Origin of the sequence: Leisingera sp. S232 (assembly GCF_049800895.1) — a bacterium.
Taxonomy (GTDB): domain Bacteria; phylum Pseudomonadota; class Alphaproteobacteria; order Rhodobacterales; family Rhodobacteraceae; genus Leisingera.
On the sequence record NZ_JBNAFX010000003.1, the window covers coordinates 72,883 to 96,930 of the forward strand.

Below are 24,048 nucleotides of genomic sequence, written 5' to 3' on the forward strand. Positions count from 1 at the left end.
AATGGCGGACCCGTCTGAAGGCTGGAAAGGACAGGGGGGCCTTAGGCCGGAACCGCTGCTTTGGCCTCTTTCAGGTGGTTCAGAACGGTCTCCGGGGAGGACACGCCATAGGGGTCTTCGCCGTGGTTGTCGGACAGGCCCGGCTCTTCGAACCATGCCTCAACAACACCGTTGTTGATGATGGCAGCATAGCGCCAGGAGCGGTTGCCGAAGCCCAGGTTATCCTTGGCGACCAGCATGCCCATCTTGTGGGTGAACACGCCAGAGCCGTCCGGGATCACTTCCACGTTTTTCAGATCCTGTGCGCGCGCCCATGCATTCATCACAAAGCTGTCGTTGACCGACATGCAGTAGATCGCGTCGATGCCTTGGGCCTGGAAATCGGCAAAGCCTTTTTCAAAGCCCGGCAGCTGGAAGGTGGAGCAGGTGGGGGTGAAGGCGCCCGGCAGGGAGAACAGCACAACGCGCTTGCCTGCAAAATAGTCAGCGGTGGTCTTGTCTTCCCAGCGGAACGGGTTCGGGCCCTCGATCGCTTCGTCGCGGACGCGGGTGTGGAAGGTCACGTCGGGCAGCTCTACGCCAGCTTTCATTTCAGCTTGCTCCTGATAGCAAAGGTTCATTCGGCGGGCACGCTTAAAATGATTCTAATCAGGCTTCAACACATCCTTGTGAATTGCGGAAAGGTTTCCGGCACCATCCCGCCAACGCAGGATTTCGGTGCCGGAAACTGGTGCAGAAACGACGTTTTCGCCCCGGTAGGGGAGGCTACGCTGCAGCCTTTTTGATTGTCACCGTGGTGCCGCGCACCTTGCGTTCGGCAGCTGTGGTCAGGTCATCGAACTTCTTCAGGGTGGCCAACAGCTTTTTCTTGTCCTTGGAGTCGTTGATGGCGCCGGGGAACTTCTTCTTTGCCTTCTGGTACTGGTCGTTGATCTTCTTCAGATCCTTGTATTTGGCGGCAGCCGCTTTCAGCTCTGGCGCGGCAGCTTTCAGGTCCTCGCCGGCCTTTTCCATAGCCGTCACGCAATGGGTGTTGATGGCTTTCACCAGCGCCCCCACCTGATTGGTGTATTTCTTCAGGTTCCGGTCCACCAGCAGCTGCGGCAGTTCGGTTGCGTCCTTCTTGTTGTCGTGGCTGTCAGGCTTTTCCTTCAGAATGGCATTGACCTTCTTCTGGAAATTCGCCGCATAAAGCTTTTGCGCCGCATTCAGCTTGCCTTCGTACTCCGAGGCCTTCTTGACAGCGGCAATCTCCTTTTCCAGGTTCCCCTGCAACGCCTCGATATCCTTCTTTGAGGCAGAGGATTTGGATCGCTTTTTCAGATCTTTCTCAATATCCTTCAGGAGGTTCTGCTGCTTGGCCATATGCGCCTTGGCATCCGCACAAAAGCCCTTCATCCCGTCAACATCACCCTGAAGAATGTCCACGGCCGCGTTCCATGTGGTTAGCCCGTCCTTGAAATGCTTGTTCTTCTGGAAATCAGCCATTTTTTCCGACTTCACGCCGTCATTGCGGGCCTTGGCCAGGCTTTCGCGGAAGTAATCCTCTCCCTCCCAGGCATTTCCAAGCGAAATCGCGATCCGCTTTTTGATCTTTTCTCCCTCTTCGGTGGTGAATTTCTTGGTGCCTGCAACCAGCTTCTTGTGCTCTGCCTTGAATTTCTCCAGTTCCTTGGCCATGCGTCCCTCCCTGAATGATCCGTTGTGAACTTCTCTTGGTTACTGGAGCAATGTGCCTCATCGCGTCACTTTGGCAAAGAAAAACGGCGCATTTTTGCAATTTGCACCATGACAATGCAGCAGGGCAGGGTTGACGATATGACCGTGCCAAGCCAATTCTGCTGTGTTACACCGCTCATAAAGCCAGAGGCCGGAAGGGAAACCCACGTGAGAGACCTTAAGATCCCGGAGCAGCGCCACCCCGAAAAGGCGCATCGTCCCGATAACGCTCAGCCCAAAAAGCCAAGCTGGATTCGGGTCAAGGCGCCGGGCGGCAAAGGCTATGCTGAAACGCATAAGATCATGCGGGACAACAAGCTGACCACCGTGTGCGAAGAGGCAGGCTGCCCCAATGTCGGCGAATGCTGGAGCCAGGGCCACGCCACCATGATGATCATGGGAGAGGTCTGCACCCGTGCCTGTTCCTTCTGCAACATCGCCACCGGCAAGCCGCCCGAGGCACTGGATGTGTTTGAACCGGGCCGCGTGGCAGACGCGGTGCAGAAACTGGGGCTGAACCACGTTGTAATCACCTCTGTTGACCGGGATGACATCGAGGACGGCGGCGCTGAGCATTTTGCCCAGACCATCCGCGCGGTGCGCCACCGTTCACCGAATACAACCATCGAAATCCTTACTCCGGATTTCCTGAAATGCGATCCTTCGGTTCTGGAAACCGTGGTTGCGGCGCGCCCTGATGTCTTCAACCACAATCTGGAAACCGTGCCCGGTCTCTACCCGGAAGTCCGGGCCGGCGCGCGCTACTTTCACTCCCTGCGCCTGCTGCAGCGGGTCAAGGAACTGGATCCTTCGATGTTCACCAAGTCCGGCATCATGGTCGGCTTGGGCGAGGATGCGCAGGCCGTAAAGCAGGTGATGGACGACATGCGCGCCGCGGACATCGATTTCCTGACCATCGGGCAGTATCTGCAGCCGACTCCGAAACACCACGCGGTTGACCGGTTTGTGACGCCCGAAGAATTCAAGACCTATGAAAAGGCCGCCTATGGCAAAGGCTTCCTGATGGTCTCTGCAACGCCGCTCACACGGTCCTCGTATCACGCAGGCGACGATTTTGCCCAACTGCGCGAAGCCCGCAACAAGAAACTGGGCCTGGCATGACGCCTGCGCGTCTGGCGCGTCTCAGCGCCTTTCGCCACGCCTTGCATCAGATCCCCGAAGTTTCGGGTGCCGAAGAGAAGACCGCCGCAATGGTGGCGGATTACCTGCGCCAGTATCAGCCGGACCAGCTGCTGACCGGGCTGGGCGGACATGGGGTCGCGGCTGTGTTTGAGGGCGGGGCGGACGGCCCGGCGGTGCTGATCCGCTGCGAGCTTGACGGCTTGCCGATTGACGAACAGTCAGACCAGCCCTACCGGTCCACGCATGCAGGCCGAGGCCATCTCTGCGGCCATGACGGCCATATGGTTATGGTGGCGGCTCTGGCAGAAGATCTGGCAGCGCAGCGCCCTGCCGTGGGCCGCGCCGTGCTGCTGTTTCAGCCCGCCGAGGAAACCGGCAAAGGCGCCGCCGCAGTGATAGCTGACCCTGCTTTTCAGCAGATTGCATCGGATTATGCCTTTTCACTGCATAATCTGCCGGGGATGCCGGTGGGGCAGGTTGCCCTGTGCTCTGGCGCCGCCAACTGCGCGTCGCGCGGAATGCGTATCAAACTGACCGGCAAGACCTCCCATGCGGCCGCGCCGCAGGACGGGGTGTCGCCTGCCGGCGCTATCACCCGGTTTCTGCCCGGCCTTGGTGCACTGGGCGGCGGCCAGGATCTGGGACCGGAGTTTGCGCTGGTCACGCTGACCCATGCCTGGCTGGGCGAGGCAACCTTTGGCATCGCACCGGGCAAGGGTGAGGTCTGGGCCACTCTGCGCACTGTGACGGATGCGCGGATGGACCAGTTGATTGTTGACGCCACGGCATTGGTGGAACATGTCTGCGCGGCAGAGGGGCTGGGGTTTTCAATAGAATTCGACGATGTCTTTGACGCTTGCACCAACCACCCAGAGGCGGTTGAGGTGCTGCAGGCGACCTGTACAGCAGCCGGGTATCCGGTGCAAATGCGCAGCCACCCGCAGTATTGGTCCGAGGATTTCGGCCAGTTCGGCCAAGCCGCGAAATCGGCGATGTTCTGGCTTGGCTCCGGCGAGGATCAGCCGCAGCTGCACAACCCGGATTTCGATTTCCCGGATGCAGCCATTCCGGCCGGCGCCGGGATTTTTCTGCAGCTGGTCAGAAACCTGCTGGGCTGACCCTTACTGGGTCAGCGCGTTGACCACGGCAACTGCACCGATGATGGCCAGCGTGTCCTTGACCACCTCAAAGATCTTGTCGCCCTGCCGCACATAGCGGTGCCCCTTGCGCGGGGGGCGCAGTCCCCAGTGCTGATAGTCGTTTACATAGGTCCAGTCGCCGCCCCGGATGTATTCGCCAGATGGGCTGTGATCGCGGCTGTGCCGATGTTTGGAGCGGTGGCGTTTCTTCACCTGCCCGGGCGCGTGCTGAGCCGCACTGTTCTTGTGTCCGGGCGCCCATTTCTGTGGTCCAGCTTGGGACAGGGCGGGGGTAAGGGCCAGGCTCACGACTGCGGCTGCCATCAGAATCTTCTGCACCAGGGATCTCCTTTGATCGCTGTTTTTGAGAACTCATGAGACAGGCAGCGGTGAATGGCAAATCGGCTGCGCCGGAAAGCGCCGGCTGCAGGCGCAAACCAGCGGACTGGCGCCGGTTTCACCGGGCAGGGACAGTTTCTGCCAGATGTGGTATTTTCAGCCCGCGGGCCAGCGGGGCTGCACAGCCGGTCAACTGGGGCGTTACAGGGGGGGGCGACGCCGGGCATCGCCCGGATTCTGCTGGCCGCCTGGTCACTGCCCGCCCCGGGGATCGGCACAGCGCAGGCAGCACCGCCCGCCCATTGAAGCTGAATCAGCTTTCTGTCGTGAACCGAACTTTGCCGATATGCGGCAGGTTGCGGTTGCGCTGCGCATAATCGATGCCATAGCCGACAACAAATTCGTCGGGGATCTCGAACCCCACCCAATCCGAGCGGAAATCCACCTCGCGCCGCGATGGTTTGTCCAGCAGCGCAATGGACTTCAGCCGCGCCGGATTGCGGCTTTGCAGCAGCTGGGTCACATGGTTCAGCGTGTGGCCGGTGTCGACGATATCCTCGACAACCAGGACGTCGCGCCCTTCGATAGCGCCGCGCAAGTCTTTGAGAATGCGGACTTCTCGGCTGCTTTCCATCGCGTCGCCATAAGATGAGGCCTCAAGGAAATCCACCTCGATCGGCAGATCCAGCTCACGCACCAGATCGGCGATGAATACGAAACTGCCGCGCAGGAGGCCCACCACGACCAGCTTGTCGGTGTCGCCGAATTCTTTCTGGATTTCTTCGCAAAGTGCCTCGATCCGTGCGGCGATTGCCTTGGCCGAGATCATCACATCAATGACATATGGACGCTGTGACATGGCTGCCCCCTTGAATTTTCCGCGCGTACATAGGACATGACGCGGCATAATAGTAGCAGAAACTCAGCAGGCCGATGCCCACACATTCGGAAACCCGCCAGATGCCTTACTCGGCGCAGCAGATGTACGATCTGGTGGCTGATGTCGCGCATTACCCGAAATTCCTGCCCTGGTGTGCCGCCGCCCGTATCCGCAGCCGTGTGCCGACGGGCAAGGCAGAGGTGATGGAAGCGGATCTGGTGATCTCGTTCAAAGTGTTCCGGGAACGGTTCGGCAGCCGGGTGACATTGTTTCCGGATGAAAGAAAGATCGATACCGAGTATCTGGACGGCCCGTTCCGCTACATGAAATCCCATTGGATTTTCACACCGCGCGAGGATGGCACGTGCGATGTGTCTTTCTTTGTGGATTTTGAGTTTAAAAACGCGGTGCTGCAGGGGATCATCGGGGTGGTGTTCAACGAAGCCATGCAACGGATCGTGCGCGCGTTCGAACGCCGCGCAGCTGAATTGTATCAGTGATCAGGAAGAATGGTCAAACTGCCGGAACGAAATGGGTCTAAATTTTTCGGGTTGTGAAAAATGGCACTGGTTTTGTGCCATTTTTCTTTTTTTTCAGTTAGCCGAAGAAACTGAAATCCGATGCGTCCAGAGTGCTGGATTGCACATCGATCAACGTGATTGAGCTATCGCCATACTCGATCACGGCGTTATTGCCGGATTGGTTGATTTCCAGATCCGCGAAGCTTGAGACGGGAGAGAACAAAAAGGAGATGAGGTCTTCACCGGATGTGAAGTCCTGTACAGTATCCTGACCGTCACCTGATCCGAAGATAAACGTGTCGTTCCCGGAACCACCGGTCAGAACGTCATTCCCGGCGCCGCCAATAAATGAATCGTTTCCGGCTCCACCGTTGACAAAATCATTTCCTGCACCGGCGCTGATTGCATCATCACCGCCAAATCCAAAGATATTGTTGCTATCTTCATTGGCGAAAATGGAATCATTTCCATTTGTAAGGTAAAAACTGGTTACATTGCTGATTTCAACTGTCGCGGACCCACCAACAGCACTTGCTGAGTAATCTGATCCGGATTGGGAAGCGCTGATGTTGACGCCGTTATCATAGGCTCCGCTGCTGTTGGGGTGGTGAAACAGAACTGTATTTTCTGGATTTCCGCCATCAATTGTGTCCGAACCTCCGGAAGTGGCAAAGAAAACATCTATTGCGCTGCCGCCCTGCAGGAAGTCATTGCCAGATGTTCCAGTAAATGTAGCCATTTTGTCCTCTTGGATTTTTGTAGCGTGATCGCTTTTCAGCGCCTTACTGATGTGCCGGGATATCCGGAGAGGCAAGTCTACTTTAGGGTGCACTATACATTTTCTGGTAAAGTTTTCGAGAGCGAGCTCCCGTTATAGGAATGTACTCTTTCCTTATCGATTTTAGTTATAGAGTCAGGCCATGCAGGTTGTTGATTCATCCTTCAATAGGGGGCTCTTGGTGGCGCTTGAAACCGGACAGAAGCGGCCACCAAGAGAAACTGATGAGAAAATATCAGCTGTTCATGTCGTATGCCCGTTCACCGTGAACAGACAGGTCAAGGCCGTTGGTCTCGCTTTCTAGATCCACGCGCAAGGATGTGATCAAAGCAGAGATCTTTACCAAGGCGATGGTCACCACCACCGTGAAAATGCCGACGATCGCCAGCGCGCCGAGCTGGGCGGCCCAGGCTCCTGCTCCGAAGACGGCAATCATAATGGTGCCGAAAATGCCGCCGACGCCATGAACGGCAAACACGTCGAGGGTGTCGTCAATCTGCATCTTGTTGCGCACCAGGTTGACCATCTCCTGACACAACACGCCTGCGATGGCGCCGATGATCAAGGCTTCGACCGGGGTGACAAAGCCGGAGGCCGGGGTGATCGAAGCCAGGCCCGCAATGGTGCCGGTGACCAGGCCCACAAGCGAGGCCTTGCCATATTTGATCTTTTCCCACAGTGCCCAGCTGAGCGACGCGGTGGCGGCGGAGATATGGGTCACGGTCAGCGCCATCGCAGCACCACCGTCGGCGGCCAGCTGCGAGCCACCGTTGAAGCCAAACCAGCCGACCCACAGCATTGCAGCGCCGATCATCACATAGCCGGGGTTATGCGGTGGGATGCTGCGGTTTTTGCGCGGGCCGAGGTAGAAGGCGATGATCAGCGCAGCCAGACCTGCGGTTTCATGCACCACAATGCCGCCGGCAAAATCCTTGACGCCGATGTCGCCGAAGATGCCGCCGTCGGCCATAAAGCCGCCGCCCCAGATCCAGTGGACCACCGGCGCGTAACACAGCAGCATCCAGAGGCCAGAGAACACCAGCACAAAACCGAAGCCCACGCGCTCCACATAGGCACCGACGATCAATGCAGGGGTGATGATGGCAAAGGTCATCTGAAAGGCAAAGAACAGAACCTCTGGCAGGGTGCCAGAGAGGCTGTCTGCCGTCACACCGGTCAGGAACATTTTGTCCAGCCCGCCCCACAGGCCGGAGGTGCCGCTGCCAAAGGCAATGCTGTAGCCAAACGCCAGCCACAGAACGCTCATCAAACAGGCAATGGCGTAGCAATGCATAAAGACGCTGAGCACATTACGGGCACGTACCAGCCCGCCGTAGAACAGGGCCAGCCCTGGCAGTGTCATGAAAAGGACCAGGGCCGTGGCCACAATGATCCATGCGGTGTCCGCTCCGTTCATCCGTTTGTTCCTTCCCCTCAAAAACCGGTGAGGTCAGGGAAAAGCGCAAGTGGAGTGCGGAAAACAGCGGCAGAGGTGCGGAAGGCGCACAAAAACGGGGCTTTTCCGGATATGCTGAAAAATTGAGCGCAGCAGCGGGTCAGCTGCCCGTTTCGCGTTCAATCTTGGAAACCGCCTGCGCCAGCAGGTGAAGGGCATGGTCACGGGTGGCGGCGCGGACGTTGGCGCGGCCAATGGCGCCGAATTCCACGGTTTCGGTTGCTGCAGGGCTGCCTGCGCGGGCCAGGCCAAAGCAGACACGGCCTTCGGGTTTGTGCTCTGACCCGCCGGGGCCCGCGATGCCGGTGACGGAAACTGCCAGGGTGACACCCGCATGCTGAACCGCACCTGTCGCCATTTCAGCCGCAACGTCTTCGCTTACTGCGCCAACTGCGCCCAGCGTGTCTGCCCTTACCCCCAGCATTTGCATCTTGGCGGCGTTGGAATAGGTGACAAAGCCCCGGTCCACCACGGCAGAGGAGCCGGGAATATCGGTGAGCGCCGCTGCAATCATGCCACCGGTGCAGCTTTCGGCTGTGGCAATGGTGATGCCTGCGGCCGCTGCGCGTCTGATCAGCTCATCCGCGTCCATGTTCACATTCCCAGCACGCCGTGCGAGAACCCGGCCAGCAGGGCCACGCCGATAGCGGCCATGATACCAGCGATGACATCATCCATCATGACACCGAACGGCCCCTGTTGACGGTCGGCCCAGCCAACGGGACCGGGTTTCCAGATGTCAAACAGGCGAAACAGCACAAAGGCCGCAATCCAGCCGGGCCAGAGCGCGGTGATGGGGATGCCATGCAGCCAGGCAGGCAGAGAAATGGCCCAAAGCGCAATCCACTGGCCTGCGACCTCATCGACCACGATTTCCGAAGGATCATGATTGGCACTGCCGGCGGTCATCACTTTGGTCGCCCAAAGCCCGGCCGGGATGCAGGCAAAGGTGGCCAGTGCCAGCAGCGGAAACCCACCCAGCTGATGCAGTACATAGGCCAGCGGCAATGCTGCCAGCGAACCCCAGGTGCCGGGTGCGGGACGGATGTACCCGACGCCGCAGACCGTGCCGATCAGCTGCGCCGCGGTCATGTCTTCACCAGCGCTGCAGTGGCAATGGCGGCGATGCCTTCACTGCGACCGGTGAAGCCAAGGCGTTCTGACGTGGTGGCCTTGATCGATACCCGGTCTGCACCGATGCCCAGAATCTCTGCCATCACATCACGCATCCGGGCCGCATGCGGGCCGACCTTGGGGTGCTCGCACACAAGCGTGCAGTCGACATTGGACAGGGTGAAGCCCATCTCGCGCGCCAGATTGGCGGCGTGACGCAGGAAGATCTTGCTGGCCGCACCTTTCCATTGCGGATCGGAGGGGGGGAAATGCTGGCCAATGTCGCCCTGCGCCAAGGCGCCATAAATGGCGTCGGTGACGGCGTGCATGCCGACATCGGCGTCGGAATGGCCCTGCAGGGTTTTTTCATGCGGGATTTCCACGCCGCACAGGATCACGCTGTCCCCGGGGCCGAAGCGGTGCACGTCGTAACCGTTGCCAAGCCTGATATCCATGTCTGCTCCCAGAATGCGTTCCGCCCGGATGAAATCCTCGGGGCGGGTGATTTTGATGTTGTCCGGCTCCCCCGGAATGATGCGAACGTCAAGCCCCGCAGCGCGTGCAACCTCCACATCATCTGCGGCATTGCCGGTATAAGCCTGATGCGCGGCAACAATGGCGTCATAGTGAAACCCCTGCGGGGTCTGCGCAGCATAAAGCCCGGTGCGGTCCTGAGTGCCGGTGACCTGATCTTTGGCGCCGGTCCACAGCGCGTCCGTCACCGCCAGCGCAGGTGCTGCAGCAGTTTCGGTGTCCAAGCTTTTGATAATGCTGTTGATCAGGGCCGGGCTGACACAGGGACGGGCGGCGTCATGGATAAGAACCTTGTCCACGTTCTGATCTGCCAGCGCCGTCAGCCCGTTCGTGACCGAGACCGCGCGCTCTGCGCCGCCCTTTGCCAGGATCAGGCCAGGGATTCCGGTGAATTCCTCCCATGCGGCAGTGTCATCCGGCGACAGCACCAGTACGGTGAGGTCAACACCCGCTTTCTGAAAGGCGGTCAGGGTCCAGTCGATCACCCTGCGGCCCTTCAGCGGGCGCCATTGTTTGGGCATGCCGCCGCCTGCGCGGGTACCGCGGCCGGCGGCGACGATCAGGGCGGCTGTGGTCATGCGGTCCTCATGCGGAAGTTCCCGCATTGTTTATGAGGTGGCGCAGGAAGTGGCAATCACCCGGCGAAATGTGACTAAAAAATAGGCAAATGCAGTCCGGCAGCGGCTTGCAGAGGCGCAATTCATTGCTGCATAGCAGAGGCTTCGGGTAAAACGCTCTCAGTTGCACAAGGATTAGGCATTTGTCCTTCACGCTTGGAACCACCTCTATGTCCCCGCCGATTGCGCTGGCGCCGATGGCGGGAATCACCGATCGGCCGTTCCGGGACCTGGTCCGCAGCTTTGGTGCGGGCCTGATGGTAAGCGAGATGGTGGCAAGCCAGGAGATGGTGCAGGCCAAGCCCGGGGTGCGCGAACGGGCGGAGCTGAGCGCGGATGCAGAGAACACGGCTGTGCAGCTGGCCGGGCGCGATGAATACTGGATTGCCGAGGCCGCGAAACAGGTCGCGGGGCAGGGCGCGCGGATCATCGACATCAATATGGGCTGCCCGGCCAAGAAAGTGACCAACGGCTACTCTGGCTCAGCCCTGTTGAAGACACCGGACCACGCGCTGAAGCTGATCGAAGCTGTGGTCGGCGCTGTGGATGTGCCGGTAACGCTGAAGACCCGGCTGGGCTGGGATGACAAATGTCTGAATGCAGCGGATGTGGCGCGCCGCGCTTGCGAAGCCGGGGTGCAGATGGTGACGATCCACGGCCGCACCCGCTGTCAGTTTTACAAAGGGTCTGCCGACTGGGCGGCAATCCGAGAAGTGAAAAACGCGGTGACTGTGCCGCTGCTGGCCAATGGCGATATTGTGGACACGGCAACTGCACGGCAGGCGTTGGAGCTGTCCGGGGCGGACGGTGTGATGATCGGGCGCGGAGCCGAAGGCAAGCCCTGGCTGCTGGCAGAAGTGGCGCATCATCTGTGGGGAACACCGGCGCCTGAGATCCCGCAAGGGGATGCGTTTATTGAAATGGTTTCAGATCATTACCGGGCCATGCTCGACTTTTACGGGCCGGATCTGGGGGTGCGCGTCGCGCGCAAGCATCTGGGCTGGTATATGGATGAGGCCGGAACCGGCTCCGCCATGCGCCGCGCTGTGCTGACGGAGAAAAACCCAGCCGACGTGCTGGCGCTGCTGCCGGAAGCGCTGAGCGAGCAAAGACCGGAGGCCGCCGCATGATGGACAGCGCTGCCCTCTGGGCCTCTTTGCCAGTGCCGGCCTTTCTGATCGATGCCGGGGACAAGATCGCAGATGTGAATGCGGCAGGTGAGGGCTTCCTGAATACCTCCCGCAAGGCGCTGCTGGGGCAGCCGGTCTGGGACACGCTGGCCATCGACGCGCCGATCGAGGAGGCCTTTGCTCGCGCCCGTGGCCAGAGTACGCCGCTGTTCGTGAACGATATTGACGTCGGCTCCGGCAGCCGGGCGCCGCTGCAATGCGGGGTGCAGATTGCGCCCATGCAGGGGCAAGCAGGTTTCATGCTGCTGATGGTCACTCCGCGTGAGCTGGCCGGGCGAATGACGCAGACCCATTCCGCCAAATCCGCTGCTGCCTCTGCCATCGGCATGGCAGAGATGCTGGCGCATGAGATCAAAAACCCGCTGGCGGGCATCACCGGGGCTGCACAGCTTCTTGGCATGAACCTGGGGCCGGAAGATCTGGAATTGACCGATCTGATCGTCAGCGAAAGCCGTCGCATTGTGAAGCTGTTGGAGCAGGTGGAACAGTTTGGCAACCTGACCGAGCCAGCCTTTCAGCCGGTAAATCTGCACGACGTCCTGGACCGGGCGCGGCGCTCGGCGCTGTTGGGTTTCGGCGCCCATATGACAATAGTCGAACAGTACGACCCATCGCTGCCGATGGCCTGGGGGGATGCGGATCAGCTGCTGCAGGTGGTTCTGAACCTGCTGAAGAACGCCTCGGAAGTGGCTGATCCAAAAGGCGGAAATATTCGCATCCGCACGTTTTATGAACATTCCTTCCGGCTGCGCCGCAGCGACGGAACCGGCAAACAGCTGCCCCTCCAGATCGAGATCACCGACGACGGGCCGGGTCTGCCGGACAAGATCAAGGATGACATTTTCGACCCGTTTGTCTCGGGCCGGGAAAACGGCACCGGGCTGGGCCTTGCTTTGGTGAGCAAGATCGTCTCGGAGCATAATGGCTGGATTTCAGTAAGCTCGGTCCCCGGGCGCACAGTGTTCCGGCTGTCGCTGTCGCGCGTGCCGCGTGATGCAAAACCGCAGGAGAGCTGATCCATGGACGGCACTGTTCTGGTCGCTGATGACGACCGCACCATCCGCACTGTTTTGACCCAGGCGCTGACGCGTGCGGGCTGCAAGGTGCATGCGACCTCCTCGCTGACGACGCTGATGCGCTGGGTGAGCGAGGGCAAAGGCGATGTCATCATCTCGGACGTGATGATGCCGGACGGGAACGGGCTGGAGATGCTGCCCAAGATCCAGGCCGACCGGCCGGGGCTGCCGGTGATTGTGATCTCGGCACAGAACACCATTATGACTGCGATCAAGGCTGAAGAAGCGGAAGCCTATGATTATCTGCCCAAGCCCTTTGATCTGCCGGAACTGATGAAACGCACCGCCAAGGCGCTGGCGGCGAAACGGATCGCGCCTGCAACGTCAAAGACGGATGCGCAGGAGCGTCCTGAAGAATTGCCTTTGATTGGCCGCAGTGAGCTGATGCAGGCATTGTACCGGCTGATCGCACGGGTGATGAACACCGATCTGCCGCTGCTGATCACAGGTGAAAGCGGCACTGGAAAATCGCTGATTGCGCAAGCCATCCATGATTTTTCGGACCGCCGGGCATTGGCGTTTGTGCATGCGGATGCGGCGGACCTGATTGCGCTGGAGGGCCCGTCACGGCTGCTGGCGCATGTAAAGGGCGGCACTCTGGTGATTGACGAATTGGCCGACCTGCCTGAGGACGCACAGGCCCGGCTGGTCCGGATGATGGATGTGCCGGGCGACCACGCGCCGCGTTTCATCGCATCCAGCCAAAGGGATCTGGCTGCGGCAATGGAGAGCGGAAGTTTGCGTCAGGACCTGTATTACCGGATGTGCGGTTCAGAGCTTCATGTGCCTGCGCTGAGAGAAAGGGTGGAGGACATTCCGCTGCTGGCGGAGCATTTCCTGACCAAGGCCGAAAATGAGGGGGCTCCGCACCGGGAGCTAAGTGAAGGCGCGCGGGAGGTGCTGCGCCGCTTTGCCTGGCCCGGCAATGTGCGGCAGCTGGAAAACACTGTCCGCCGCCTGGCGCTGACCGCGCGCAGCGAGGAAGTGACGCAGGCAGACGCTGAGGCTGTGCTGGGGCCTCAGGCCGGACCGCAGCCCGCGGCGGCGGGGCTGGGCAATGAGAAACTGTCCGAGGCAGTGGGGCGTCATCTGCAAAGGTATTTTGATCTGCACGGGGACATGCTGCCGCCGCCGGGACTGTACATGCGGCTGCTGCGCGAAGTGGAAACACCGCTGATCGAAATTGCCTTGACGGCGACCGGCGGAAATCAGGCAAAATGCGCCGATTTGCTGGGGATAAACCGGAATACTTTGCGTAAGAAGATCACGGATCTGGATATTGAGGTGACACGCCGCCGCAAACTGATGTAATATCGCCACAGGAATGTGGCTCTGCTTTGATTTTCCTAGGCAGGACCACGAGATATGGCGGTGACTCGCTAAGAGTCGCACATCAAGATGAGGGCAGTAAGTGGCGTATAAGTCACATCTGAGGGCGGCGTATGGCCCGTTTGCGGCTTTGGACCGGTGGCGTAGAACCCGCCGGGCCCGCAATATCGGCACCATCGGGCTGGTCTTGCTCGGGCCGGTTCTGGCTTTGGCTACTTTCCTCATTATCGGTCCGTTCGGGCAGGGGGCGTCGTCCCGGTCGCTGCGGCTGATCCTGCTGGCTGATCTGGTTTATATTCTGACAATTGCTGCTCTGGTGATGGCCCAGATCCTGCGGCTGTTTGCAGCCCGCCGTTCTAAATCCGCGGGCTCCCGGCTGCATTTGCGGCTGATCGGGGCCTTTGGTTTTCTGGCGCTGATTCCTACCGTGATTGTCGCAGTCTTTGCGGTGCTGACGGTGAATGTTGGACTGGAAGGCTGGTTCTCTCAAAGAGTGCGACAGGTGATCGGCAGTTCGCTGGAGGCAGCAGAGGCCTATCAGTCCCAGCAGAAGGATGACCTGACCGAAGATGCCCGAGCTCTGGCGCGCTATCTGGACAGCAGCCGCTCGCGCAGTTTCTTTATCAACGATGCTGAGCTGCGCCTGGTGCTGGCGCAGGGACAGCTGCAGGTGCAGCGGGGGCTGCGCGAGGCGTATATCGTGGACAGCGCGGGGCTGATCCGGGCGCGCGGCGAGCGGTCTTATGAATTTGATTTCGAAAAGCCCAATGACCGGCAGATCACAGTTGCCCGCGAGCAGGGCCTGCTGCTGGTCGAGGACTGGAACAATAGCGAGTTCCGCGCGCTGGTGCGGCTGGATGCTTTTGTGGACCGGTTTCTGTACATCAGCCGGGACGTGGACGGTGAGCTGCTGAACCTGCTGGATGACACGCAGGAAACCGCGCATCTGTACCAGCAGCTGGAAAGTGAACGCGGCCGGGTGCTGTTTGAGTTCGCGCTGCTCTACATCGGTTTTGCGGTCATTCTGATCCTGGCAGCGATGTGGCTGGGGATGTGGTTTGCCGAGCGGCTGTCGCGGCCTGTTGGTCGGCTGACAATTGCCGCGCAGCGCGTCGGGGCCGGCAATCTGGACGTGCAGGTGCCGGTGGAGCGGGAAGGCGACGAGATTTCCCTGCTTGGCCTGTACTTCAACCAGATGACACGGGAACTGAAGGCCCAACACGGGCGGCTTCTGGACAATACCCGCCAGATCGAAGACCGGCGTCGGCTGTTTGACTCGGTTCTGTCTTCGGTGACGTCCGGTGTGGTTGGTCTGGATGCCGATGGGAGGGTGACTTTTGTCAACCGTTCCGCCGAACGGCTGCTTGATTGGCAGGAAGACCAGCAATCACTGGCCTTGGCGGTGGCGGTGCCGGAATTCGGCCCCTTGTTTGCTGAGCTGATCGTGACCGGTGCGGAGGTGGTACAGGAAGAGATCAAGGTGACCCGCCAGGGACAGCTTGAAAACCTGCTGGTCAGGATGTCGCCGCGCCGCACTGGCGAAGGTGGGCTGGATGGCTATGTGGTGGCCTTTGACGATGTGACTGATCTGGTCAGCGCTCAGCGCATGGCGGCCTGGGGCGATGTGGCGCGCCGGATTGCACATGAAATCAAGAACCCGCTGACCCCGATCCAGCTGAGCGCGGAACGGATCAAGCGCAAGTTCGCGCCGAAGCTGGGCGAGGAGAACAGCGACCAGCTGCAATCCATGACCGATGTGATTGTGCGTCAGACCAATGATCTGCGCAGGATTGTTGATGAGTTTTCAAAATTTGCCCGCATGCCGGAACCGGAGCGGCGCGAGGAGGATCTGGTGAAACTGGTGCGGGACTCGGTGATCCTGCAGCAGCAGGGCCAGCCGGATGTCCGGATCAAGGCGGATCTGCCAGAGACAGAGATGCTCTCCGATCTGGATGCGACAATGATTGGTCAGGCGTTGACCAATCTGATCAAGAACGCAGGTGAAGCCATTGAAAGCCTGCAGAAAAAAGACGCTCCGGAGGGGCTGGTGCCGGAAATCCGGGTGTCCGCACAGAAGGCAGGCAATGCCTATGAGGTCCGGATTGCCGACAATGGTATCGGCTTGCCGGAAGATCGGGCGCGGCTGTTTGAACCCTATGTGACCACGCGCGATGCGGGCACCGGGTTGGGGCTGCCGATCGTCAAGAAAATCATCGAGGAGCACGGGGGCACGCTGACGCTGGAAGACGCCCCGGTGTTTGAGGGACACGCGCATAAAGGCGCAATGGCGGTGATCCGCCTGCCTGCCGCTGCCAAAACGGCGGCACCAAACAAGAGCACAGTGAAAGCAGGTCTGACATGAGTGACATTCTGATTGTAGACGATGAGCGCGACATCCGCGAGCTGGTCTCGGATATTCTGGAGGATGAGGGCTATGCCACCCGCAAGGCGGGCAGTTCCGATGAATGCATGGCCGAGCTGGAGGTATCGCAGCCAGCGCTGATGATCCTGGATATCTGGCTGAAGGACAGTCAGATGGACGGTATCGACATTCTGAAAGCTGTGAAACGGGACACGCCCGATATCCCGGTTGTGATCATTTCCGGCCATGGCAACGTCGAAATCGCAGTGGCCGCGATCAAACAGGGCGCCTATGACTTCATCGAAAAGCCCTTCAACATCGATCAGCTGATGGTGGTGATCCGCCGCGCGATGGAAACCTCGCGCCTGCGCCGGGAAAATACGGACCTGAAGCGCAAGGACACCGGCCCGGCAGAGATGATCGGCACATCGGCAGCATTCCGCACGCTGATTGGCCAGTTGGACAAGGTGACCAAATCCAACGGGCGGGTGATGCTGACAGGGCCGGCAGGCAGCGGCAAGGAGATTGCGGCGCGCTATATTCACGCCAATTCAAACCGCGCTTCGGCACCGTTTGTCACCGTGAATTGCGCCAGTATTGAGCCTGACCGGATGGAAGAAGTGCTGTTCGGCCGCGAAACCTCCGAGCGGGGGGTGGAGCCGGGTTTGTTGGAACAGGCACATGGCGGCGTGGTCTTTTTTGATGAAGTCGCTGATATGCCGCTGGGCACCCAGTCCAAAATCCTGCGTGTGCTGGTGGACCAGCAGTTCCAGCGGGTCGGCGGTTCCGACAAGATCAAGGTGGATCTGCGGGTGGTGTCCTCCACCAACAAGGATCTGGATGCAGAGATCGATAGCGGCACTTTCCGTCAGGAATTGTACCACCGCCTGAATGTTGTGCCGGTGGCGGTGCCGTCGCTGGCGGAGCGGCGCGAGGATGTGCCCTTGCTGGCGGGGCATTTCATCGAGCAATTCAACGAAGCCCAGGGCCTGCCGCTGCGCGAGCTGACGGATGAAGCCGTGGCATTGATGCAGACGATGCTGTGGCCGGGCAACGTGCGCCAGCTGAAGAACCTTGTGGAGCGGGTGCTGATCCTGGGCGACGGCAGCGGGCCGATTGAGGCCAAGGATCTGCCGCGCGAAGAAGAAAAACCGCAGGAGGAGGGCCGGGTGGTCCTGTCTGGTGCTTTGGCCACACTGCCGCTGCGCGAGGCGCGGGAGGCGTTTGAACGCGAATACCTGCTGACGCAGATCAACCGGTTCGGCGGCAACATCAGCCGCACGGCGTCTTTTGTCGGCATGGAACGCTCGGCACTGCATCGCAAGCTTAAGTCGCTGGGGGTCGTCACCTCCAACAAGGCAGGCGCACGGGTGGCGCATGTCGAGGCCGAGGAGGAAGAGGCCTGAGCCGCGAGTCCGGCACCCGGAACTGGACCGGGTGCCTTTCAAAAATCAGAACAAGTCCTGACGGATCGGGTTCAGGGCAAAGTGAACTTGCGCAGCAAGCTGCAGCCTGCTGATCGCATCTTCGGGAACAGTGGCGGGCAGCCCCGCCCGCCGGGCCCAATCGGCCAGCTCCCGGCGGGAAGCCGGGCCGAATTGTCCGTCGACAGAAACACCGGACCCCAGCGCTTTCAGGATGAATTGGGTGGCGGCTGCGATATCGGTCTTGCTCATGCCGGTCAGAAATTCGCGCGCAGCGGCCCGCGCATCCGGGTTGTTCAGTGCCATTGCTTTGCCAGCCCGGGCAGCTGCGGCATGGGCCGGCACGCGGTTTGACAACCGGTTCAGCGCCACCCAGGCGCCGTTGGCGCCGCCCCAGGCATCACCGCGGGCAAGCCCCATGTCATACCATTCCAGCGCTTCTGCAGCATCGCTGCCGGGCAGATCTCCATTCATGATCATCCGGCCGATTTCACCCGGCGCATGCGGGTGGCCCAGCGTTGCTGCTTCGGCAAAAAGGGTGCGGGCTTTTTCCTTGTCCACTGCCTTGCCGGCACCACCATCCCGGTAGACATAGCCAAGATTGGCTGTGCCGTAGATGTCGCCGCGCCCAGCAGAGGCCTCCAGGTAGGTCAGCCCGCGTTCTGGCTGCGCCAGTTCATCGCCGCTCCACAGGAAAAACACGCCCAGTTCGTTCAGCGCATAGGTGTGGCCAAGCTCTACGGCACGGCTGAGAAGATCATAACCCTGCTGCTTTTCTTCGGCACTGCCGTTCTTGCGCAGCAGCCGCTTGCCGCGCGCATGCATCGAAAAGGGGTCGCCAGCGTCGATCCCCTTGTCCCACAATGAAAACGCTTTGTCAGGATCATACGGAATCGGAACGGTCTCGCGGTCGACATTCGGCGTGACATGCAGATAGGCCAATGCGTTGTAGGCGCGGACATGGCCCAGTTCAGCGGCCTTTTCAAAGGCGTCATAAGCCTCTAGCAAACGGCCCTGGCCCTGCAGTGCGCGGCCCAGCTGATACTGCAGCCTGCCGATGTCCGGCGCGGCCGCCACGGCCTCGCGGCAGGCCGTTTCAGCAGCCTTGAGGTCGATTTCATTGGGGTAGCGGAACAGGCCGACGCCCTGCGGGTCCAGAAGGTCGCCCGCCTCCAGGTCGCATTGGCGCGCGATCATCTCGAGGTTTACCGTGACATCGCGCACCGTGTCCGCCTGCGCCAGCCGCAGGACCATACTGTCCCTGCGGACCTGACCGCCATCCTTGCGTGCGGGCAGCTCAGCCAGCGTCGGCGCATAGCTGAGGCTGAGGGAACTGCCGTCGCCAGTCCGCAGCGAGGTGACACCTGCAGATGGGGTTTCCAGGATCGAGACTTTTGTGCCGGCCTGAATATAGGGGCTGATTTCCGGAGCCAGTTCCAGCGCGCGGCCCAGCGGAACCTTCAGAGACAGTTCTGCCGGAATCTGGTCGAGGCTGGCAGGAGCGGGATCGGTTTCCGTGGCCTGTTCCAAGGCAGCGACGCTTAGCGACCGTTCGGCCGGGCGCAGATAGATCTTCTGCATCAGCGTCGAACTTTCCCAGGGCACCTGGGTGTTGCCGGTGGCATTGTAGACGTCGCTGCGGATGGAGGCGAGGACGGTCAATGCGTCCTCGTCTGGGTTGTTCGGGAAATGCTGCACGACAGAGGCAGTATAGGGGCTGTTACCGCCTGGCTCACCGTCCAGCGCGGTGGCGCCGGGAGAGGTGGAAAAGGCCACCAGGGTGTTCAGCGGCGGGCGGAATACGTCAAAACCTTCGCGCGCTTCATAAAGCTGGGCGCCGACCTCGGCGTTGAGTTTTGCCTGTGGCACCGGGTTGTCGCGGCAGGAATCCAGCATCAGGATCTGGCTGCCGGCCTTGCCGCCCAGAATGGCGGAAACGCGGTCCAGGGTGACCGACTGGAACGGCAGATCATGAATGCCCGAGAGTTCCGCGTCGCTGGTCAAAAGGTAATTCCGCCGCCCCAGCTGAATGCCATGGCCGGCGTAGTAGAAGAAAACCTGGCTGCCCTCGCGGATGTTGAGCGCGGCTTGGCGCAGCAGCGCTTCAAACCCGCGTTTGTCCAGATCGTAGCCCTCATAAACCGTGTAACCAAAGGATCTGAGCATATCCGCCATCGCCTCGGCGTCCTTGCGGGTATTGGTCAGATCGCTGACGTGATCATAGTCCTGAATGCCGACAACGATGGCGGTTTCCGGAGCGGCCCCGCCTTCATTCGTTTCAAATGCCGCTTTTGCTGCCAAAGGGGGCAGCAAAATGGCGAGCAGCGCGGCTGTAAATGCAGGCCGGATAGGGAAGAGGGCTGTCATGGCTGGATCTGGGGTTTAACCCCAGCCTCCGCCACCGCCAGAACCACCGCCGGAACCGCCTCCGCCACCGCCGGAACCGCCACCTCCGCCGCCGGAACCTCCGCCACCACCTCCTGCTCCGCCGCCGCCCTGCGGCTCAGGCGTTGCTGCGGCTGGCGCCTGCACGGGCGCCGCTGCGGATGCAGGCCGCGTGGCAGCGGCGCTGTAACTCGCGGGTGCTGGGGCCGGTGTGGCAGAAGGCGGCGCTGCGATCGGTGCAGTTGGTTCACAGGCTGCGGTGACAGCTGCCATCGGCAGCGCAGCAAACAGGAAATGAATCCGCATCAGGTACCTTTCTCTCTGAGAATGCTGGTAAACAAACAATTGATGTCGAGCTTACTTGATCTTAGCCCGCAAATCAAAATTGTCCCGCCGCAAGCTGCCGGCCGGCCGTGTCAGCCTGGGCGGAGTTTCAGCCGCCGGTGCGGATAACGACAGAGCCATCCCGGTTCCGCTGCGCACAGGCAGCGTCGCTCAGCGCGGGCAGCTGCGGTCCGGCAGACGCCACCGCGCTGTTCTGGGTGCAGCGTTTCAAAGAGATCTGCTGATACCCTTTGGAGGCCATGCAGGATTTCTCCAGCCGACCGCGAAGGGGTTTGTTCACATCGACTGTGTAGATGCCGCCGTCCACCCAGTATCCGGGCCGGTAGTAACAGCCGCCGCCATGGCAAACCTTGCCGCCAGGGTAGAATACAGGCGGGTGCTGCCGGATCTGATTGGCGACAGGGGCATCCTTCAGCGCCTGAGTAGCACAGGCCAGTTCGTCGGATTGCAGGCGGGAAACCTGAACCCCCTGCTTGTAGTAGACAGGCAGCGGGCCGCAGGCAGATAGAAGCGCCAGCAAAGCCGCGCCTGCCGGGATTGTCACACTCCGTCGCATAGGGAAAGAATGGCCGCAAACTGAGCAAGTTACAATTAAATTGACCGTGAAAGCGGCATCTGTCATTCACATCACGCAAAACTCTGCCCGAAACTCCGCCAAGGGACGTGTAAATGAAGGTCATTATCTGCGGCGCGGGCCAGGTCGGCTGGCAGATCGCCCGGCATCTGTCCGGTGAGCACAATGATGTCACGGTGGTCGACAACAATCCGGAACTTGTGCGGCGCGCGACGGATACGCTGGATGTGCAGGGCATCCACGGCTTTGCCTCCTATCCGGATGTACTGGAACGGGCCGGGGCGCGGGACGCGGACATGATTATTGCCGCCACCCACTCGGATGAGGTCAATATGGTGACCTGCCAGGTGGCGCATTCAGCCTTTAAGATCCAGCGCAAGATCGCGCGCCTGCGGGCCAAGAGCTACCTGACTGCCATCTACTCGGATCTTTACCAGCGCGAACATCTGCCGATCGACGTGGTGATCAGCCCGGAGCGGGAGGTGGCCGCGGCGGCGATGCAGCGGCTGTCGGCGCCGGCAGCTTTTGATACAGAAACCTTCATGGGCGGGCAGGCGCAGCTTCTGGGCATTCAGATCGATGCCGAATGCCCGGTGGTGAACACGCCGCTGCGGCAGCTGACGGATTTGTTTTCCACCCTGCGTGCGATCGTGGTGGGGGTCCGGCGTGACGGCACCCTGTTTGCACCCGAGCCCGGGGACCAGCTGTTCGTGGGCGACAGCTGTTATGTATTCTCCCATGCAGATGATGTGCCCCGCACCATTGAGGTCTTTGGCAAGAAGGAAAAGCGCCAGGACCGGGTGGTTGTGGTTGGCGGCGGCAACGTCGGGCTGGAAGTGGCCAAGGCGCTGGAAAGCAGCACCGCCCGCATCCGTGCCAAAGTGATCGAACGCGACCGCGGCTGCGCGGAACGCGCGGCGGAGGAGCTGGAACGCACGATCGTGCTAAATGGCGACGGGTTGGACCGGTCGCTGATGATCGAGGCGGGCATCGACAAGGCCGACGCGCTGCTGGCAGTGACCGATGACGACAAGGTCAACATGCTGGCCGCCGTGCGGGCCAAAGCCGAAGGCTGCCCGCTTGCAATTGCGCTGATCAATGACCCGACCCTGGTGCCGCTGCTGCCGCACCTTGGCATCGATGCCTATATCAACCCACGCTCCACCACTGTCAGCTCAATCCTGCGCCACATCCGCTATGGCCGGGTGCGGCAGGTCTATTCGCTGGGCGACGCCGAGGCCGAGATGATTGAGGCAGAGGTTCTTTCGACGTCTCCGATTGCCGGGCAGATGATCCGCGAGACCGATTTTCCCGAAGGCGTGCTGGTTGGCGGTATCCTGAAGAACGGCAAGATGCTGCGCCCGTCGGGCGAGACCCGGATCGAGGAAGGCGATGTTATTGCGCTGTTTGCAATGGCGGACGATGTGCCGGAGGTGGAGCGGCTCCTGCAGGTGTCGATCGACTACTTCTAGATGCGGCGCATGGTCAAAACCCCTGTTGGTGTCCTGCGCCTGCCGCTGTTCCTGCTGATTTGGGGCATCGCATCCGTGGCGATGTGGCCACCAGCCATTCATGCCCTGATCCTGGACGATCACGACACGTCGCGGAGCTTTTTCTATGCCGGCTTGGCCGGGGTGATTCTGGTCATGCTGATCGCGCTGTCGATGGGGAACCGGGTGCCGCGTTACGGGATGCCGGGTCAGCTGCTGTCGCTGCTTGCCACCTTTACGGTGCTGCCGCTGTTTCTGGCGGTGCCGGTTCAGGACGCACTGGTCAGCACCCGTTTTGTGAATGCCTATTTCGACATGGTCAGCGCCATCACCACCACCGGGGCTGATATCTGGGATGATCCCGGCCGCCTGCCGCCCAGCGTGCATCTGTGGCGGGCGATTGTTGGCTGGCTGGGCGGGCTATTGATGTGGGTTGCGGCCTCTGCGGTTCTGGCGCCAATGTCGCTGGGTGGTTTCGAAGTGACCGCCAAGGGGGAGCCGGGGGGCGGCACTGCCGGACCTGGCCACATGGAACGCGCAGATCCCCGGCGCCAGCTGGTTCTGGTGACCCGAACTTTGGCGCCGGTCTATACCGGGTTGACCATGGTTCTGTGGCTGCTCCTGATGATCACAGGGGAACAGGCGCTGACGGGGCTCAGCCACGCGATGTCGGTGATGGCGACCTCCGGTATTTCGGCAACCGGCGGCGTGGAGAATGCCGCCAGCGGCCTGGCCGGCGAGATGGTGATGTTCCTGTTCATGTTCTTTGCGCTGTCGCGGCTGACCTTTTCAAGCGATACCGTGACATCAGGCCAAGGGCGGCTGGACAAGGATCCGGAGTTCCGCACCGGCCTGCTGATCGTGTTCGGCGTGCCGCTGCTGTTGTTCCTGTGGCATTGGTTCGCCGCCTTTGAAGTGAACGCCGCCGAAGACCTGCTGCAGGCCCTGCGGGCGTTCTGGGGTACGCTTTTCACCGTGATGTCTTTCTTGTCCACCACCGGGTTTGAAAGTCTCCACTGGGACGCGGCCCGCACGTGGTCCGGTCTGGAAACGCCGGGCATGATTTTGCTGGGACTGGCTGTGTTTGGCGGCGGTGTGGCGACAACGGCAGGCGGGGTGAAGCTGCTGAGAGTCTACGCACTGTATCTGAACGGGATGCGGGAAATGGAGCGGCTGGTGCACCCGCATTCTGTCAGCGGCGCGGGCGACCGGACCAAGCGGCTTCAGAAAAACGGCGCCTTTGTTGCCTGGATTTTCTTCATGCTCTTTGCGCTGTCGCTGGCGCTGGTCAGCACCGCGCTGGCCGCCGTCGGTTCCAGTTTCGAACAATCGCTTGTGCTGGCGATTGCGGCATTGTCGACCACTGGTCCACTGACGGAAAGCGCAAGCAGTGCGCCTATAGTGCTGAACCTGCTGACCGACCCGGCAAAATTTATTCTGTGCATAGCAATGGTATTGGGCAGACTGGAGACGCTGGCCTTCATTGCGCTGCTGTCGCCGAACCTTTGGCGCGGCTGATGGCCCCGCCAGTAAAAAGTGTTTTTCGGGTGGAAACTTATTTTTTCTTTGTCCATACTGAATTTTAACGTACGTGCTGGTCCGCAGTGCGTGGCAAGAACAAAGGCGAGATAATA

Annotated in this window: 21 protein-coding genes; 10 read left to right on the top strand and 11 right to left on the bottom strand. The window is 60.6% G+C overall.

Annotated elements, in window-relative coordinates:
* Nucleotides 1-41: 41 nt before the first annotated feature.
* Both ACP151_RS03250 and ACP151_RS03255 read right to left on the bottom strand, forming a co-directional pair.
* Nucleotides 42-590, bottom strand: coding sequence for a peroxiredoxin (locus tag ACP151_RS03250; RefSeq protein WP_424977422.1), 549 nt, complete (start codon nt 588-590; stop codon nt 42-44).
* A 175-nt stretch (nt 591-765) separates the two neighbouring features.
* Entirely contained in the window at nt 766-1,680 is a 915-nt protein-coding gene (locus tag ACP151_RS03255) for a hypothetical protein (protein WP_424977423.1), read from the bottom strand.
* A 207-nt stretch (nt 1,681-1,887) separates the two neighbouring features.
* On the opposite strand from ACP151_RS03255, the gene lipA reads away from it, so the two are divergent.
* Both lipA and ACP151_RS03265 read left to right on the top strand, forming a co-directional pair.
* The gene (gene lipA / locus ACP151_RS03260; protein ID WP_424977424.1) at nt 1,888-2,841 is read left to right on the top strand and encodes a lipoyl synthase; all 954 of its coding nucleotides are present in this window, start codon (nt 1,888-1,890) and stop codon (nt 2,839-2,841) included.
* Entirely contained in the window at nt 2,838-3,980 is a 1,143-nt protein-coding gene (locus ACP151_RS03265; RefSeq protein ID WP_424977425.1) for an amidohydrolase, read from the top strand. Before lipA ends, ACP151_RS03265 begins: the two co-directional genes overlap by 4 nt.
* A gap of 3 nt (nt 3,981-3,983) precedes the next feature.
* Here ACP151_RS03265 and ACP151_RS03270 read toward each other — a convergent pair whose 3' ends face one another.
* The gene (locus ACP151_RS03270; protein WP_424977426.1) at nt 3,984-4,340 is read right to left on the bottom strand and encodes an RcnB family protein; all 357 of its coding nucleotides are present in this window, start codon (nt 4,338-4,340) and stop codon (nt 3,984-3,986) included.
* Nucleotides 4,341-4,653: 313 nt separating this feature from the next.
* A complete protein-coding gene (gene hpt, locus ACP151_RS03275; RefSeq protein ID WP_424977427.1) occupies nt 4,654-5,199 on the bottom strand; it encodes a hypoxanthine phosphoribosyltransferase in 546 nt (181 codons plus the stop codon).
* 74 nt (nt 5,200-5,273) lie between these two features.
* Here hpt and ACP151_RS03280 point away from each other — a divergent pair, with 74 nt between their 5' ends.
* Nucleotides 5,274-5,720 (top strand): type II toxin-antitoxin system RatA family toxin, encoded by a 447-nt coding sequence (locus ACP151_RS03280; RefSeq protein WP_424977428.1) that lies wholly within the window; start codon nt 5,274-5,276, stop codon nt 5,718-5,720.
* Between the two features lie 97 nt (nt 5,721-5,817).
* Here ACP151_RS03280 and ACP151_RS03285 read toward each other — a convergent pair whose 3' ends face one another.
* From ACP151_RS03285 to ACP151_RS03305, 5 genes are all read right to left on the bottom strand, one after another.
* Nucleotides 5,818-6,480, bottom strand: a complete 663-nt coding sequence (locus tag ACP151_RS03285) for a calcium-binding protein (RefSeq protein ID WP_424977429.1) — start codon at nt 6,478-6,480, stop codon at nt 5,818-5,820.
* A gap of 274 nt (nt 6,481-6,754) precedes the next feature.
* Complete coding sequence (locus ACP151_RS03290) at nt 6,755-7,936, bottom strand: ammonium transporter (protein ID WP_424977430.1); 1,182 nt, start codon at nt 7,934-7,936, stop codon at nt 6,755-6,757.
* 139 nt (nt 7,937-8,075) lie between these two features.
* The gene (locus ACP151_RS03295) at nt 8,076-8,567 is read right to left on the bottom strand and encodes a CinA family protein (RefSeq protein WP_424977431.1); all 492 of its coding nucleotides are present in this window, start codon (nt 8,565-8,567) and stop codon (nt 8,076-8,078) included.
* A 2-nt stretch (nt 8,568-8,569) separates the two neighbouring features.
* A complete protein-coding gene (locus tag ACP151_RS03300) occupies nt 8,570-9,067 on the bottom strand; it encodes a phosphatidylglycerophosphatase A family protein (RefSeq protein ID WP_424977432.1) in 498 nt (165 codons plus the stop codon).
* Nucleotides 9,064-10,200: a bifunctional 2-C-methyl-D-erythritol 4-phosphate cytidylyltransferase/2-C-methyl-D-erythritol 2,4-cyclodiphosphate synthase gene (locus ACP151_RS03305; RefSeq protein ID WP_424977433.1), complete on the bottom strand. Its 1,137-nt coding sequence runs from the start codon at nt 10,198-10,200 to the stop codon at nt 9,064-9,066. Before ACP151_RS03305 ends, ACP151_RS03300 begins: the two co-directional genes overlap by 4 nt.
* Nucleotides 10,201-10,382: 182 nt before the next feature.
* Here ACP151_RS03305 and dusB point away from each other — a divergent pair, with 182 nt between their 5' ends.
* The 5 genes from dusB (at nt 10,383) to ACP151_RS03330 (ending at nt 17,602) form a co-directional block, all read left to right on the top strand.
* Nucleotides 10,383-11,369, top strand: a complete 987-nt coding sequence (dusB, locus tag ACP151_RS03310; protein ID WP_424977434.1) for a tRNA dihydrouridine synthase DusB — start codon at nt 10,383-10,385, stop codon at nt 11,367-11,369.
* Complete coding sequence (locus tag ACP151_RS03315; RefSeq protein ID WP_424977435.1) at nt 11,366-12,445, top strand: two-component system sensor histidine kinase NtrB; 1,080 nt, start codon at nt 11,366-11,368, stop codon at nt 12,443-12,445. The genes dusB and ACP151_RS03315 overlap by 4 nt, the downstream gene beginning before the upstream one ends.
* Nucleotides 12,446-12,448: 3 nt before the next feature.
* The gene (locus ACP151_RS03320) at nt 12,449-13,816 is read left to right on the top strand and encodes a response regulator (protein WP_424977436.1); all 1,368 of its coding nucleotides are present in this window, start codon (nt 12,449-12,451) and stop codon (nt 13,814-13,816) included.
* Nucleotides 13,817-13,916: 100 nt separating this feature from the next.
* On the top strand, nt 13,917-16,196 hold the full coding sequence (locus ACP151_RS03325; RefSeq protein ID WP_424977437.1) for an ATP-binding protein: 2,280 nt from the start codon (nt 13,917-13,919) through the stop codon (nt 16,194-16,196).
* Complete coding sequence (locus ACP151_RS03330; RefSeq protein WP_424977438.1) at nt 16,193-17,602, top strand: sigma-54-dependent transcriptional regulator; 1,410 nt, start codon at nt 16,193-16,195, stop codon at nt 17,600-17,602. Before ACP151_RS03325 ends, ACP151_RS03330 begins: the two co-directional genes overlap by 4 nt.
* Before the next feature lie 45 nt (nt 17,603-17,647).
* Here the strand turns inward: ACP151_RS03330 and ACP151_RS03335 are convergent, their stop codons facing one another.
* Complete coding sequence (locus tag ACP151_RS03335) at nt 17,648-19,921, bottom strand: caspase family protein (protein ID WP_424977439.1); 2,274 nt, start codon at nt 19,919-19,921, stop codon at nt 17,648-17,650.
* Nucleotides 19,922-20,438: 517 nt separating this feature from the next.
* Complete coding sequence (locus ACP151_RS03340) at nt 20,439-20,906, bottom strand: hypothetical protein (RefSeq protein WP_424977440.1); 468 nt, start codon at nt 20,904-20,906, stop codon at nt 20,439-20,441.
* A gap of 113 nt (nt 20,907-21,019) precedes the next feature.
* On the opposite strand from ACP151_RS03340, the gene trkA reads away from it, so the two are divergent.
* Together trkA and ACP151_RS03350 are read left to right on the top strand one after the other, a co-directional pair.
* A complete protein-coding gene (trkA, locus tag ACP151_RS03345) occupies nt 21,020-22,396 on the top strand; it encodes a Trk system potassium transporter TrkA (protein WP_424977441.1) in 1,377 nt (458 codons plus the stop codon).
* A complete protein-coding gene (locus ACP151_RS03350) occupies nt 22,397-23,932 on the top strand; it encodes a TrkH family potassium uptake protein (RefSeq protein ID WP_424977442.1) in 1,536 nt (511 codons plus the stop codon). It begins immediately after the preceding gene.
* The last annotated feature ends 116 nt before the right edge of the window (nt 23,933-24,048 follow it).